Genomic DNA, 13,757 nt, shown 5'->3' with positions numbered 1-13,757 from the left:
ATAGTTTCTCACGACAAGGCACAACCACTGCCCATCCATGCCGCAACAGGCATATTACCGTGCCGCGACCGGGTGGCGCCGCCCTGCCTCCACGCCCCGGATCCAGTTTGCATTTATTGGACGAAATGCGCTTCGGAAAGCGCTATCCGGACCAATAAGTGCAAACTCGATCTCAGGGCGGGGCGGTGCAGGCCCCAGCGGGCGCTGTTACGGGGCCAGCACCTCGCGCAGGAAGTCGGCCGTGTAGCTTTCGCCGCTCTTGGCCACCTTTTCAGGGGTGCCGGTGGCGATGACACGCCCGCCGCCGGTGCCGCCGTCCGGGCCCAGGTCAACAACCCAGTCGGCACTCTTGATCACGTCGAGGTTGTGCTCAATGACGATGACCGTGTTGCCCTTGTCGACAAGGCCCTGCAGGACCAGCAGCAGCTTCCTGATGTCCTCAAAGTGCAGGCCGGTGGTCGGTTCGTCGAGTACGTAGATGCTGCGGCCGTTGGAACGTTTCTGGAGTTCCGCGGCAAGCTTCACGCGCTGCGCCTCGCCACCGGAAAGAGTCGTTGAGGCCTGTCCCAGCCTGACGTAGCCAAGTCCGACGTCGACGAGCGTGCGCAGGTGCCGGGCAATGGGCGTGAAGGCGGCAAAGAACTCGGCACCCTCCTCGATGGGCATGTTCAGGACGTCGGCAATGGACTTGCCCTTGTAGTGCACCTCGAGGGTCTCACGGTTGTAGCGGGCGCCGTGGCACACCTCGCAGGGCACGTACACGTCGGGCAGAAAGTTCATCTCGATCTTCAAGGTGCCGTCGCCGGTGCACGCCTCGCAGCGCCCGCCCTTGACGTTGAACGAGAAGCGTCCCGGCTGGTAGCCGCGCATCTTGGACTCGTTGGTCTCCGCAAAGAGCTTGCGGATGTTGTCAAAAACACCGGTGTACGTGGCCGGGTTGGACCGCGGCGTGCGGCCGATCGGGCTCTGGTCAACGTGGACCACCTTGTCGAGGTGCTCCAGGCCGTCAACGCGCAGATGCCGTCCGGCAACCTGCTTGGCCCCGTTGAGCTTGTTGGCCAGCACCTTGTACAGGATCTCGTTGACAAGAGTTGACTTGCCGGAGCCGCTGACGCCGGTGACGGCCGTCAGCACTCCCAGCGGGAACTTCACGTCAATGTTGAGCAGGTTGTTTTCCTTGGCCCCCACGACGGTGAGTTCACGCTTTTTGTCGTACTTGCGGCGCTTGGCCGGCAAGGCGATGCTCTTGCGACCCGACAGGTAGTCGCCGGTCAGGGAACGCGTGTTGGCCAGCAGCCCGGGCAGGGAACCGGAGTGGACCACTTCGCCGCCGTGCTCACCGGCACCGGGGCCGATGTCAACGATCCAGTCGGCTTCCTTGATGGTGTCCTCGTCATGCTCAACCACGATCAAGGTGTTGCCGAGGTCGCGCAGGCGGGTCAGCGTCTCAATCAAGCGGCGGTTGTCGCGCTGGTGCAGGCCGATGGACGGCTCGTCCAGGACATACAGCACGCCCACCAGGCCGGAACCGATCTGGGTTGCCAGACGGATGCGCTGGGCCTCGCCGCCCGAAAGCGTTGCCGAGGCCCGCTCAAGGTTGAGGTATTCCAGGCCAACGTCCAAAAGGAACTTCAGCCGGGCCTGGATCTCCTTCAGGACCTGGCTGGCGATCTGGGCCTCGCGGCCGGTCAACACCAGGTTGGAGAGGAACTCAAAGCAGTCACGCATGGACAGCGCACAGACTTCGGCAATGGACTTGCCGTTGATCAGCACCGAGAGTGACGCCGGGTTCAGGCGTGCGCCGCCGCAGGCAGGGCAGGGAATCTGGCGCATGTATTCTTCGTAGCGGTCCCGGGCCGAATCCGACTCCGTCTCGGTGTGCTTGCGCTGAATGTACTGGACGGCACCCTCAAAACCGGTGCTGTACTTGCGTTCGCGGCCAAACCTGTTCTTGTACTGCACCACAACCTTGTGGTCCTTGCCGTACAGAATGGCCGTGCGGGCGTCGGTGTCCAGCTTGTTCCACGGGGTTTCCAGCTTGAAATCCAGGTCCGCGGACAGCCCCTCCAGCAGCCTGTTCCAGTACTCGGTGGTGGCTGTGCCCAGCGACCACGGGGCAATGGCGCCCTCACGCAGGGACAGGAACGGGTTGGGGACGACGAGTTCCTCATCAACCTCAAGCTTGCTGCCGATGCCGCTGCAGGCAGTGCAGGCACCGAAGGGGTTGTTGAAGGAAAATGACCGCGGCTCGATCTCGTCGATGGCCAGCGGGTGCTCGTTGGGGCAGGCCAGGTTCTCCGAGAAGGAGCGGATGCGGCCGCGATCGTCAGTCTCCAGGTCGACCAATTCAGCCAGGATGCGGCCGTCGGCCAGGCCCAGTGCGGTTTCCACGGAGTCGGTGAGGCGCTGCTGGATGCCGTCCTTGACCACCAGGCGGTCAACAACAACCTCGATGGTGTGCTTGAACGTTTTCTTCAGCTTGGGCGGATCCGACAACTGGACCTGTTCGCCGTCGACCTTGGCGCGGGAGTAGCCCTTGGCCGTCAGCTCCTTGAACAGCTCGACAAATTCGCCCTTGCGGTCCCGCACCACGGGGGCAAGGACCTGGAAGCGGGTGCCGTCCGGCATTTCCAGCAGCTGGTCAACGATCTGCTGCGGCGTCTGCTTGGCGATGGGCTCACCGCACACGGGACAGTGCGGCGTTCCCACGCGCGCCCACAGCAGGCGCATGTAGTCGTAGATCTCGGTGATTGTGCCCACGGTTGAGCGCGGGTTCTTCGACGTCGATTTCTGGTCGATGGACACCGCCGGCGACAGGCCCTCGATGAAGTCAACGTCGGGCTTGTCGACCTGGCCAAGGAATTGCCGGGCATAGGCCGACAACGACTCAACGTAGCGGCGCTGGCCCTCGGCAAAGATAGTGTCAAAGGCCAATGAGGACTTCCCCGAGCCCGATAGGCCGGTGAAGACGATCATGGAGTCGCGGGGCAGGTCAAGGTCGACGTTGCGCAAGTTGTGCTCGCGGGCGCCCTTGACAACCAGGCGCGACAGATCCGGGCGTTGGACAATTTCAGGGGTTACAGACTGGGCCATTGTTTCCTTCACATCACTGGCTGCCGCGCCGCCGGCGGATCTTCAACTGCCGTCCGCGGCGTGGCAATGGCACGGCCGCAAGTCCGCCGCGCGTTGCATTCATTCGTTAGTATAATCGAAAGTTCGTTCGAACGTGTGCCCGAACGATTCCGGCGGTGGGTGACGTCAATTGCGTTCAACGGCCGCCGTGACTATGCGCAGCGCCTGTGCCTGTGGCACACCAAGTTCACGCACGACGGCGGCGAAGGAGTCCGCCGCTGCTGCCACCTGGGCGGCAATCTTGTCCCCGCCGGAGGCTATTGCCGTGCCGCTGCGGCCGGCGGTCACCACAATGCCGGCCTGTTCCAGTTCGCGGTACGCCCGGGCCACAGTGTTCGCGGCCACACCCAAATCCGTTGCCAGCGCCCGCACCGAGGGCAGTTTTGTGCCAACAGCCAGCTCGCCGGACGAGGCCAGATCCAACACCCGCAGCCTGACCTGTTCGAAGGGCGGCACCGTCGACCCGGTGTCGAGATGCCAGCGGCGCATCAATATTTCCATGGCATTCATGTCTGACTCACCTCTTCCACCATCGGATCCCCGAATTGGCTCATGTACAGATCGTAGTAGAAACCCCGGCGCGCCAACAGTTCGTCATGGCTGCCTTGTTCAATGATCCGGCCGTGGTTCATGACGAGGATCAAATCCGCGTCCCGGATGGTTGAGAGCCTGTGGGCAATGACGAAGCTTGTCCGGTTCGCCCGCAGCCTGTTCATGGCCTGGCGGATCAACACCTCCGTGCGGGTGTCCACCGAGCTGGTGGCTTCATCCAAGATCAAGATGCCCGGATTTGCGATCCACGCCCTGGCAATGGTCATGAGCTGGCGCTGCCCCTGGCTCAGCCCGCCGCCGTCGTCGTCAGTTAAAACGGTGTCATAGCCATCCGGGAGGGACCGCACAAAGTGGTCGACATGGGTGGCTTCGGCAGCCTCGACAATGTCGGCCTCGGTGGCGCTGAGCCGGCCATAGGCCAGGTTGTCCCTGATTGTGCCACCGAAGAGCCACGCGTCCTGGAGGACCATGCCGAACTGGCTGCGCAGATCTTCGCGGGTCAGGTGCGCCGTGTTGACGCCGTCCACCGTGATGGTGCCTGAGTCAATCTCGTAGAAGCGCATGAGCAGGTTCACCAGCGTGGTTTTGCCCGCACCGGTGGGGCCCACAATGGCCACAGTTTCGCCGGGCTCCGCGACGAGCGACAAGTCCTTGATCAGCGGCTCGTCGGGGCTGTAGGCAAAGTTGACGTGGTCAAACACCACCCGTCCGGCTGGTTGCCCGAGCCGCGCGGCAGGGCTGTGGTCCGGGGTTTGCTCCTCGGCGTCGAGCAGCTCGAAGACGCGCTCGGCGGATGCCACGCCGGACTGCAGCAGGTTGATCATGCCGGCCAGCTGGGCCATGGGCTGGCTGAACTGGCGGGAGTACTGGATGAAAGCCTGGACGCTGCCAATGGTCAGGGTGCCCTGGGCCACCTGGATGCCGCCCAGCACCGCGACGACCACATAGTTGAGGTTGGCGACAAAGTTTGTGCCCGGCATGATGATGCCGGAAATGAACTGTGCCTTGGCGCTCGATTCGTACAGGTAGTCGTTGGACTCCCGGAACTTTTCAATGGCCGCCTCCTGCTGGCCGAAGGCCTTGACGATCTCATGGCCCGTGAACATTTCCTCCACATGCCCGTTCAGCTCCCCGGTGCTCTTCCACTGCGCCGCGAACTGCACCTGCGAACGCTTGGCCACCAGGACCGTCATCACGGCGATGATGGGCACCACGAGCAGGGAGATGCCGGCCAGGATCGGCGAAATGGAAAACATCATGGCCAGCACACCGCACACGGTGAGCACCGCGATCAGGATCTGTGTCAGCGTTTGGTTCAGTGTTTGGGAGAAGTTGTCGATGTCGTTGGTGACCCGGGACAGGACGTCGCCGCGGGATTCCTGCTGGAAGTGCGACATGGGCAGGCGGTTGAGTTTTTCCTCAATGTCCCGGCGCAGCCTGTACATGGCCCGCTGGACGATGCCCGTGGTGATGTAGCCCTGGGACCAGTTGAAGAAAAACGCCGCCACATACAGGCACAAAACGATGGTGAGCACGGCACCCAGGGCCTGGAAGTCAAGTCCCTGGCCCGGGACGACGTTCATGGCTGAGAGCATGTCGGCCAGCTGCCCCTGGCCTCCGGCCCGCAGAGCGTCCACGGCCTGGCTCTTCGTGGTGCCGGCCGGGAACTGTTCAAGCATCTTGCCCACGACGCCGTCAAAAATGATGTCGGTTGCGTTGCCAAGGATTTTGGGTGCCACAACAGACAGGCCCACGGAGACGGCTGCCATGGCAACGACGGCAGCCATGCGCATTTTGTCGGGGACCATGAGTCGCAGGATTCGCTTGAGGCTGGGCCCGAAGGACAGTGCTTTTTGTGGCGGGCCGCCGCGCCCTCTCATCATGCTCATGCGTTGCTCCCCCGGCCTTCGGTGGCTGCGTCCTCTGTGCTGAGTTGGGACGTGACGATCTCTTGGTAGGTCGGACACGTTTGGAGCAGTTGTTCGTGCGTGCCTTGGCCCACCAGGCGTCCTTCGTCCAGCACCAGGATGTTGTCTGCGTCCTTGATGGTGCCCACACGCTGGGCGACGACGAGCACGGCTGCGTCGCGGGTCACGGGTTTGAGCGCCGCCCGCAGTTTTGCGTCGGTGGCGTAGTCCAGGGCGGAGAAGCTGTCGTCAAACAAGTACACCGACGGCTTGGCCGCAATGGCGCGGGCTGTGCACAGGCGTTGGCGCTGCCCTCCCGAGACGTTTGAGCCCCCTTGTTCGATGGGGGCTTCCAGGCCCTGCGGCATGTCACGCACAAAATCTGCAGCCTGAGCCGTTTCCAGGGCTTCCCACACCTGTTCATCGCTTGCCGCGGGGTTGCCCATGCGGACATTGCTGGCAACGGTGCCCGAGAACAGGTAGGCCCGCTGCGGGACGAGCCCAATGGAGCCGCGCAAGGCGGCCAGTGTGACGTCCTTGATATTGTGGCCGTCAAGTTCGATGGCCCCCTCCGTGCTGTCCAGGAGCCTGGGAATGAGGTTCACCAGTGTGGACTTGCCGCTGCCGGTGGAGCCGATGACCGCCGTCGTGGTTCCCGGGCCTGCACTGAAACTGACGCCGGACAGGACGGGATCCTGGGCACCCGGGTAGCTGAAGGCGGCGTTCTCGACACGGAGCCGTCCGCCGAGCCTGTCGACGGCAAGGGCTCCGGGGGCGTCAACCACGCTGGCTTCGGTGTCCAGAACTTCGGTGATGCGCTCGGCGCTGACGGCCGCACGCGGGATCATCATGAACATGAACATGGCCATCATGACCGACATCAGGATCTGCATGATGTAGCTCAGGAAGGCGGTGAGCGCGCCGATCTGCATGTCGCCGGCGTCGATGCGCTGGCCGCCGAACCACAGCACGCCCACACTGGTCACGTTGACCACGAAGAAGATGGTGGGGAACATCAGGGACAGGAGCCGGCCGGCCCGCAGCTGGGAGCCGGTGAGTGCGCCGTTGGCGGTGGCGAAGCGGTCGGCCTCGTAGTCCTTGCGGCCGAAGGCGCGGATGACACTGATGCCGGTGATTTGTTCGCGCAGCACCCCGTTGATGTCATCCAGCTGCTTTTGCACCTTGCGGAACGTGGGGACCAGGACCCTGACAATAAGGGCGATGGCGACGATGAGCACGGGCAGAATCACCAACAGCAGGCCCGAGAGGGGAATGTCCTGGGCCATGGCCAGGATGATCCCGCCAACACACATGATGGGTGCCATGACCATCATGGTGAACGACATCAAGGTGAGCATCTGCACCTGTTGGACGTCGTTGGTGGTGCGCGTGATCAGTGACGGCGCGCCAATGATGCCCACTTCCTGGGACGAGAACGTTTCCACCTTGTTGAAAAGGTCGCGGCGGATCTGCCGGCCCACGCCCATGGCCAGGTGTGCGCTGAGGTAGGTTGCCGCGATCGCGCACACCACCTGGCCGGCAGTGATCAACAGCATCCACAGGCCCAGGTTCATGATGACGTCAATCTGTCCCTTGACCACGCCGTCGTCGATGATGTCTGCGTTGAGCGTGGGAAGGTACAGCGTCGCAATCGTGGAGAGGAACTGCAGCACGACGATGGCAATCAGCGGCCCCTTGTGCGGTGCCAAGTTTCGTGCGATCAGTTGAAACAGCACAAATCCTCCTGTAGGTCCCACGGACTGTAGTTCCCACGGGGCGTTGTTCTTTCAGATATCAACGTACTCCTGACCTGCCTGCGTTGTCAGCGAAGTTGGCCGTGTGGATTTTCCGCGTCGCCGCTGTGGGCCTGTTTGGCCAGGCCACGAACATCAACGGCGCGCCAGGCACCGCTTTTCCCGCACGTTCCGAGACTCACGGTGCACGAATCACGGCCCGCCGCTCCCTGCCCACGGCCCACTGCCCACGAAGCAGCGCCTGAACCGCGTTTGAGCTCTCCCCCATCCAATCCCGGTCCACGAAAAAGCGCATGGGCCGCGCGCCAGCTGTTGCCCATCCGCTGATTCGCGGCCCAGACGCTCCCAGGCGCCGCAGTGTCGTCAATACTGACTGCCGCTGATACAGATTCAGCCGTAAAGTTCAAAGGCAACGGCGCCATTGCCAGTCACCATGTCAATCTGCTTCCGGGCCTGCTCCTCCACGGGATCCGTGCTCAGGGCCCGCAAATATTCCTTGTGCGCAGCCAGGGAGGCCACAGCCAGCTCAATGCTCGCCGCCGAAACCTGTTGGGCATGCGTTGGCTGCGGGGAGCTGATCGCCACCCACTGGGTCTTGTGCCGGGCAAGCCCGTCGGCCAGCAGCTCGGGAAAGATCCATTCGTTGTCGGCGTCGCCCACGGCATCAAGGACTGCCCGGCCCACGGCCCGGTGGTCGGCGGAATTCCACCGGCCCGGCCCCCATTCCTCACGGTGGTTCAGCGTCAGCACGACGTCCGGGCGCACCCGGCGGATCTCACGGGCAAAATCACGACGCAGCGCGAGCCCCTCCACAATGCGGCCGTCGGGATGGTCAAGGAACACCAAGTCGGTGACGCCGACCCTGGCACACGCATTTTCCTGTTCCCGGCTGCGCAGCGGCGCGGAGTCCTCCGGTGCGAGCCCGGCAATCCCGGCCTCGCCGCGGGTTGCCATGACATAGCTGACCTGCTTACCGGCAGCAATCCATTCGGCCACGGCGGCCGCCATGCCGTATTCCGGGTCGTCGGGATGGGCCACGATCACCAGGGCCCGCTGCCAGTCCTGGGGAAAGCCCAACAGTGCTGTCATTGCTTTTCTCCGACCATGAAGATCCGCCGGAACGGATAGATTGTGCCAAAGTTTCCTGCGGGATACGCCTCCGTCAAAAGGGCTGCGTACTCCTTCTCAAAATGTACGCCTTCTTCCAGTCCCAGCGCCGACAGCACGGGTCGCAAACCTGTTCCGCGCACCCAGTCAAGCACCGGGTCCGGTCCCTGCAGCAGCTGGTTGTACGTTGTCTCCCAAACCTCAACCCTGGCCCCGGCGCGCAGGAACAGCTCCTGGTACTGGTCCGGCTCCCCCACCGCGTCATAATGGCGCAGCACCCCGTCCAGGCGGTCCCGCCAGCGCGGGCTGGCCGCCAAATCCCGCATGATGACGTGCGACGGCGAGCCAAAGTTCCCCGGCACCTGAACTCCCAGCCACGCACCGGGGCGCAGGGCGGACAACCAGCCCGACATGAGCTCCCGGTGCCCGGGCACCCACTGCAGCGCCGCGTTGGACACCACCACGTCCGTGTCTTCATCCGGGGTCCAGCCGGCAATGTCAGCGAGGGCAAACCCCAGCCCCGGCTGCACCTCGTCTGCAGTGGCAGCCTCCTGCGGAGTATTCGCGCCTGGGCCGCGGGCCGCCTGGGCTGCAGCGATCATGGCCGCTGAACTGTCGAGCCCCAGCACGGATGCGCCGGGCCAGCGAGCGGCCAGCGTGGCCGTGAGTGTGCCGGGCCCGCAACCGAGATCAACCACGCGGGACGGGGCGTTGGCGGTGATGCGGGACGTCAGGTCGAAGAACGGCCTGTCGCGGTAGTCGCTGAACTGTGCGTATTTGGCCGGTTCCCAGAGAAATGATTGATCACCCATGGCGTAATCCTGCCACACGCCGGCATCGAGCCGCAGCCCCCTTGACCTGTCGGTTGACCTGCCAGATGCAGTTATCCAGCCGCCGCCCCGACCGCCTAAGCTGGGAAGACCATGAATCTTCTTGAACAGCTTGCCACCTTGAATCCGCAAACCGCCACCGACGACGACGTTCTGGACGCGTTTTTGGAGTGGACCCTTGACCGGGGGCTGGAACTGTACCCCGCCCAGGAGGAGGCAGCGCTTGAACTCGTCAGCGGGAACAATGTCATCCTGTCCACACCAACGGGGTCGGGCAAGTCACTGGTCGCCATCGCTGCGCACTTCAACGCGATGGCCCGGGGCGCCGCCAGCTACTACACGGCCCCCATCAAGGCGCTCGTGTCGGAGAAGTTTTTTGCGCTGTGTGAGATCTTCGGTGCCGAAAACGTCGGCATGGTCACCGGCGACTCCTCGGTAAACCAGGACGCACCCATCATTTGCTGCACGGCCGAGATCCTGGCGAACATTGCCCTGCGTGAAGGCAGGAACGCCGACGCCGGCGTCGTCATCATGGATGAGTTCCATTACTACTCCGACCCGCAGCGCGGCTGGGCATGGCAGCTGCCACTGTTGGAACTGCCGCAGTCGCAGTTCCTGCTCATGAGCGCCACATTGGGCGATGTCAGCCGCTTTGAACGCGAGCTGACGGAACTCACCAACCGCACCACCAACACCGTCTCCTCGGGCGAGCGGCCCATCCCTCTGCACTACTACTATGTGCAGACGGGCGTGCACGAGACACTCGAGGAACTCCTGGCCACCAAGCAGGTCCCCGTGTACGTTGTGCACTTCAGCCAGGCCGAGGCGATCGACCGCGCCCAAAACCTCATGAGCATCAACGTGTGCACCCGCGAGGAAAAGGACAAGATCGGCGAGCTCATAGCCGGCTTCCGTTTCTCCGCAGGCTTCGGCAAGACCCTCAACCGCCTGGTCCGCCACGGCATCGGCGTCCACCACGCCGGCATGCTGCCCAAGTACCGGCGCCTCGTTGAGCAGCTGGCACAGGCGGGCCTGCTCAAGGTCATCTGCGGCACCGACACGCTCGGCGTAGGCATCAATGTGCCCATCCGCACCGTCCTGATGACGGCCCTGAGCAAGTACGACGGCGTCAAAACCCGTGTGCTGCAGGTGCGCGAATTCCAGCAGATTGCCGGACGTGCCGGGAGGGCAGGCTACGACACCGCAGGAACCGTCATTGTGCAGGCACCCGACCACGTGATCGAAAACGCCAAGTCGATGGCCAAGGCCGTGGCGAAGTTTGGCGACGACCAAAAGAAGCTGCGCCAGGTCGTCAAAAAGAAGCCCATGCAGGGCTTTGTCAGCTGGGGCGAGCCAACCTTCAAGCGGCTGGCCGAATCGGTGCCCGAGCCGCTGACCTCAAGTTTTACCGTCACCCACGCCATGCTGCTGAACCTGCTCGAACGTCCGGGAGATCCCTTCCAAGCAGCCAAGGTGCTGCTCACCGAAAACCATGAATCACCGTCCAAGCAGCGCGTGCTGATCCGCAAGGCCATCGGCATGTACCGGGAGCTCCTGGGCGCCGGCGTCGTGGAACGCATTCCGGAGGATGAACTCGAAGCCGACGGCCGCACCGTCCGCCTGACGGTGCACCTGCAAATGAACTTTGCCTTGAACCAGCCGCTCTCCCCCTTCGCACTGGCAGCCTTGGACCTGCTCGACGCCGAGTCCCCCAGCTACGCGCTGGACGTCATCTCCGTCATCGAGGCCACCCTTGAAAAGCCTCGCCAGATCCTTTCCGCACAACTCAAGCGCGCCCGCACGGAGAAGATCACGGACATGAAGGCGCAGGGCATCGAGTACGACGAGCGGATGGCGATCCTCGATGAGGTCACGTACCCCATGCCGCTCCTGGAAATGCTCTCGGACGCCTTTGAGGTCTACCGCAAGGCCGCCCCGTGGATGGGCGACTTTGAGCTGAGCCCGAAGTCGATCATCCGCGACATGTACGAGCGCGCCATGAACTTTGGCGAGTACGTCCAGTACTACTCGCTGGCCCGTTCCGAGGGCATCGTGCTGCGCTACCTGACCGACGCGTACAAGGCGCTGCGCCAGACTGTTCCCCAAGATGCCCTCCGCGAAGACTTGGAAGACATCATTTCCTGGCTCGGTGAGCTCGTCCGCCAGGTCGACTCCAGCCTGCTGGACGAATGGGAAAAGATGACCAGCGGCGACACCGCCGACATGGTGGAGGAGACGGCGCTGCCGCCCGCCCCGCCACGCCTGACCGACAACTCACGGGCTTTCCGTGTCATGGTCCGCAACGAGATGTTCCGCCGCGTCGAGCTGGCAGCCGATGACAACTTTGAGTCGCTGGGAACGCTGGACGGCGAGCACGGCTGGGATTCCGACCGCTGGGCTGACGCGCTGGATGACTATTGGGACGAACACGAATTCATTGAGTCCGGCCCGGCAGCGCGCGGCCCGTCCCTGCTGCACATCAGTCCGTCCACCGACAGCTGGGCGGTGCGCCAAACCGTTGTTGACCCGGAAGGCAACAACGACTGGTTCATGTCGGCCACGGTGGATCTCGACGCGTCGAACGAGGCCGGGGCCGCCGTCGTAATATTCAAGGACTTCAGCCGGATGTAAGGTCCGCGATAGGCTCGGTCCATGAGTTTGCTACGCACTGCGGTGCCCGCCGATGTCCCCGCCATCCTTGGCATGATCCACGACCTGGCCGTCTACGAAAAAGAACCGGACGCCGTCAAGAACACCGCCAGCATGCTGCACGGCGGGCTGTTTGCCGACAACCCGCAGGTTTTTGCGCACGTTGTTGATTCCCCGGTTGCCGGCGAGCCGATTGTCGGCTTTGCCCTGTGGTTCCTGAACTACTCCACTTGGGAGGGCACCCACGGCATCCACCTCGAGGACCTGTATGTGCGCCCGGAAGCCCGCGGCGGCGGCCACGGCAAGGCGATGCTGCGCGAGCTGGCCCGGATCGCCGTCGAGCGCGGCTACGCGAGGGTTGAGTGGAGCGTGTTGGACTGGAATGAGCCGTCCATCAACTTTTACAAGTCGCTCGGCGCCGCACCCATGGACGGCTGGCATGTGTACCGCCTCGACGGCAGCGCGCTGGACGCATTTGGGTCTGCCGCAGTGGCCACGGCCGGCACCGGAGCGCAGCAGTAATGGCGTCTGCCGAGTTCGAGTCCGCCGCGGGAGCCCCCTACGAGATCCGCGGCCTGCGCGTGCAGGACCACTGGTTTTCCGCTCCCCTGGACCACAGCAACCCTGCCGGCCCCGCCATCAAGATTTTTGCCCGGGAGCTCAGCGACCCCAAGCAGGAGGGCCTGCCCTGGCTGTTGTTCCTGCAGGGCGGTCCCGGCGGCAAGGGCAACAGGCCGGCAGGTGCCAGCGGCTGGCTGAAGGAAGCCATCAAGGACTTTCGTGTCCTGATGCTGGACCAGCGGGGAACTGGCTTGTCGACGCCCGCCAACCGACAGACACTTCCCCTGCTCGGCGGCACCGAGGCGCAGGCGGATTATCTCTCCCACTTCAGGGCGACAGACATCGTGGCCGACGCCGAGCTTATCCGCACGGCGCTCGGCTCCGGCCCTTGGAGCATCTTCGGCCAAAGCTATGGCGGTTTCTGCGCACTCACGTATCTTTCCTTCGCCCCGGACGGCGTGAAGGAGGCACTCTTCACCGGCGGTCTTGGACCGTTGGCCGGACCGGCCGACCAGGTCTACCAGGCAACGTTCAAGCAGCTGCGGCTCCGCAATGCCGAATATTTTGCCAAGTATCCCCAGGACCGGGACCTCTTCACGAAGATCATGGGCCATGTGGCGGCGGTCCCCGAATTCCTGCCAACCGGGGAACGGCTCACCCGGGAGCGCCTGCAGATGCTGGGCAACTATCTGGGCGGCAACACCCGCTTTGACGGCCTGCACTTTGTGCTCGAGGACGCGTTCATTGACACGGCCGACGGCGGCCGGCTGTCGGATTCATTCCTGGCCAACGTGGCTGGTTATGTCAGCCGCGCAACGAATCCCTTGTACGCGCTGATGCATGAGTCGATTTATGTGCAGGGCGCGGCCAGCAACTGGGCCGCGCAACGTGTTCTGGCAGCCAACCCGGATTTCCATCCCAACGCTGTGGAGCCGCTCCTCACGGGTGAGGCCGTCTACCCCTGGTATTTCGAACAGGACCCGGCCCTGGTGACGCTGCGGGAGCTTGCCGAGCTTCTTGCCGTCCGTACAGAGGGTTGGGGAGCCCTGTACGATCCGGCCCAATTGGCGCGCAACACCGTCCCGGCGGCGGCTGCGGTATACGTTGACGACATTTTCGTCGACCGGGAGATTTCACTTGCCACGGCGGCCGCCGTCAAGGGGTTGCAGGTGTGGGAAACCGCCGACTTCCACCATGACGGCATCTCCGACGACGGCGAAGGCATCTTCGCGAGGCTGCTGGGCCTGGTCCGGGCGTAGCGGGGC

The 13,757-nt window shown here is 63.7% G+C and carries 9 protein-coding genes; 3 read left to right on the top strand and 6 right to left on the bottom strand.

The genetic code is table 11. The annotated features are described in order from the left end of the window. Positions 1–207: 207 nt before the first annotated feature. From uvrA to ACT3TS_RS08650, 6 genes are all read right to left on the bottom strand, one after another. On the bottom strand, positions 208–3,093 hold the full coding sequence (gene uvrA / locus ACT3TS_RS08675) for an excinuclease ABC subunit UvrA (protein ID WP_444531106.1): 2,886 nt from the start codon (positions 3,091–3,093) through the stop codon (positions 208–210). Between the two features lie 165 nt (positions 3,094–3,258). Continuing rightward, the gene (locus ACT3TS_RS08670) at positions 3,259–3,642 is read right to left on the bottom strand and encodes a GntR family transcriptional regulator (RefSeq protein ID WP_444531105.1); all 384 of its coding nucleotides are present in this window, start codon (positions 3,640–3,642) and stop codon (positions 3,259–3,261) included. Beyond that, positions 3,639–5,573 (bottom strand): ABC transporter ATP-binding protein, encoded by a 1,935-nt coding sequence (locus ACT3TS_RS08665; RefSeq protein WP_444531104.1) that lies wholly within the window; start codon positions 5,571–5,573, stop codon positions 3,639–3,641. The genes ACT3TS_RS08670 and ACT3TS_RS08665 overlap by 4 nt, the downstream gene beginning before the upstream one ends. Further along, on the bottom strand, positions 5,570–7,327 hold the full coding sequence (locus tag ACT3TS_RS08660) for an ABC transporter ATP-binding protein (RefSeq protein ID WP_444531103.1): 1,758 nt from the start codon (positions 7,325–7,327) through the stop codon (positions 5,570–5,572). Before ACT3TS_RS08660 ends, ACT3TS_RS08665 begins: the two co-directional genes overlap by 4 nt. A gap of 408 nt (positions 7,328–7,735) precedes the next feature. Then, complete coding sequence (locus ACT3TS_RS08655; RefSeq protein WP_444531102.1) at positions 7,736–8,434, bottom strand: PIG-L deacetylase family protein; 699 nt, start codon at positions 8,432–8,434, stop codon at positions 7,736–7,738. Next, positions 8,431–9,264, bottom strand: coding sequence for a trans-aconitate 2-methyltransferase (locus ACT3TS_RS08650; RefSeq protein ID WP_444531101.1), 834 nt, complete (start codon positions 9,262–9,264; stop codon positions 8,431–8,433). Before ACT3TS_RS08650 ends, ACT3TS_RS08655 begins: the two co-directional genes overlap by 4 nt. A gap of 111 nt (positions 9,265–9,375) precedes the next feature. On the opposite strand from ACT3TS_RS08650, the gene ACT3TS_RS08645 reads away from it, so the two are divergent. The 3 genes from ACT3TS_RS08645 to ACT3TS_RS08635 are packed head-to-tail and all read left to right on the top strand — an operon-like array spanning position 9,376 to position 13,751. Further along, the gene (locus tag ACT3TS_RS08645) at positions 9,376–11,913 is read left to right on the top strand and encodes a DEAD/DEAH box helicase (protein ID WP_444531100.1); all 2,538 of its coding nucleotides are present in this window, start codon (positions 9,376–9,378) and stop codon (positions 11,911–11,913) included. A 21-nt stretch (positions 11,914–11,934) separates the two neighbouring features. Beyond that, positions 11,935–12,453 (top strand): GNAT family N-acetyltransferase, encoded by a 519-nt coding sequence (locus ACT3TS_RS08640; RefSeq protein ID WP_444531099.1) that lies wholly within the window; start codon positions 11,935–11,937, stop codon positions 12,451–12,453. After that, positions 12,453–13,751: an alpha/beta fold hydrolase gene (locus ACT3TS_RS08635; protein WP_444531098.1), complete on the top strand. Its 1,299-nt coding sequence runs from the start codon at positions 12,453–12,455 to the stop codon at positions 13,749–13,751. Before ACT3TS_RS08640 ends, ACT3TS_RS08635 begins: the two co-directional genes overlap by 1 nt. Positions 13,752–13,757: the final 6 nt, after the last annotated feature.

Origin of the sequence: Specibacter sp. AOP5-B1-6 (assembly GCF_052376555.1) — a bacterium.
Classification (GTDB): Bacteria; Actinomycetota; Actinomycetes; order Actinomycetales; family Micrococcaceae; genus Specibacter.
The sequence above is the reverse complement of the archived record's forward strand: the minus strand, read 5'-3'. Positions and strand labels throughout refer to the sequence as shown.

Bases quoted from the DNA above. Each gene is read 5' to 3' on its own strand.
- uvrA (WP_444531106.1), bottom strand. From the start codon at position 3,093: ATGGCCCAGTCTGTAACCCCTGAAATTGTCCAACGCCCGGATCTGTCG.
- ACT3TS_RS08670 (WP_444531105.1), bottom strand. From the start codon at position 3,642: ATGAATGCCATGGAAATATTGATGCGCCGCTGGCATCTCGACACCGGG.
- ACT3TS_RS08665 (WP_444531104.1), bottom strand. From the start codon at position 5,573: ATGAGCATGATGAGAGGGCGCGGCGGCCCGCCACAAAAAGCACTGTCC.
- ACT3TS_RS08655 (WP_444531102.1), bottom strand. From the start codon at position 8,434: ATGACAGCACTGTTGGGCTTTCCCCAGGACTGGCAGCGGGCCCTGGTG.
- ACT3TS_RS08650 (WP_444531101.1), bottom strand. From the start codon at position 9,264: ATGGGTGATCAATCATTTCTCTGGGAACCGGCCAAATACGCACAGTTC.
- ACT3TS_RS08645 (WP_444531100.1), top strand. From the start codon at position 9,376: ATGAATCTTCTTGAACAGCTTGCCACCTTGAATCCGCAAACCGCCACC.
- ACT3TS_RS08640 (WP_444531099.1), top strand. From the start codon at position 11,935: ATGAGTTTGCTACGCACTGCGGTGCCCGCCGATGTCCCCGCCATCCTT.
- ACT3TS_RS08635 (WP_444531098.1), top strand. From the start codon at position 12,453: ATGGCGTCTGCCGAGTTCGAGTCCGCCGCGGGAGCCCCCTACGAGATC.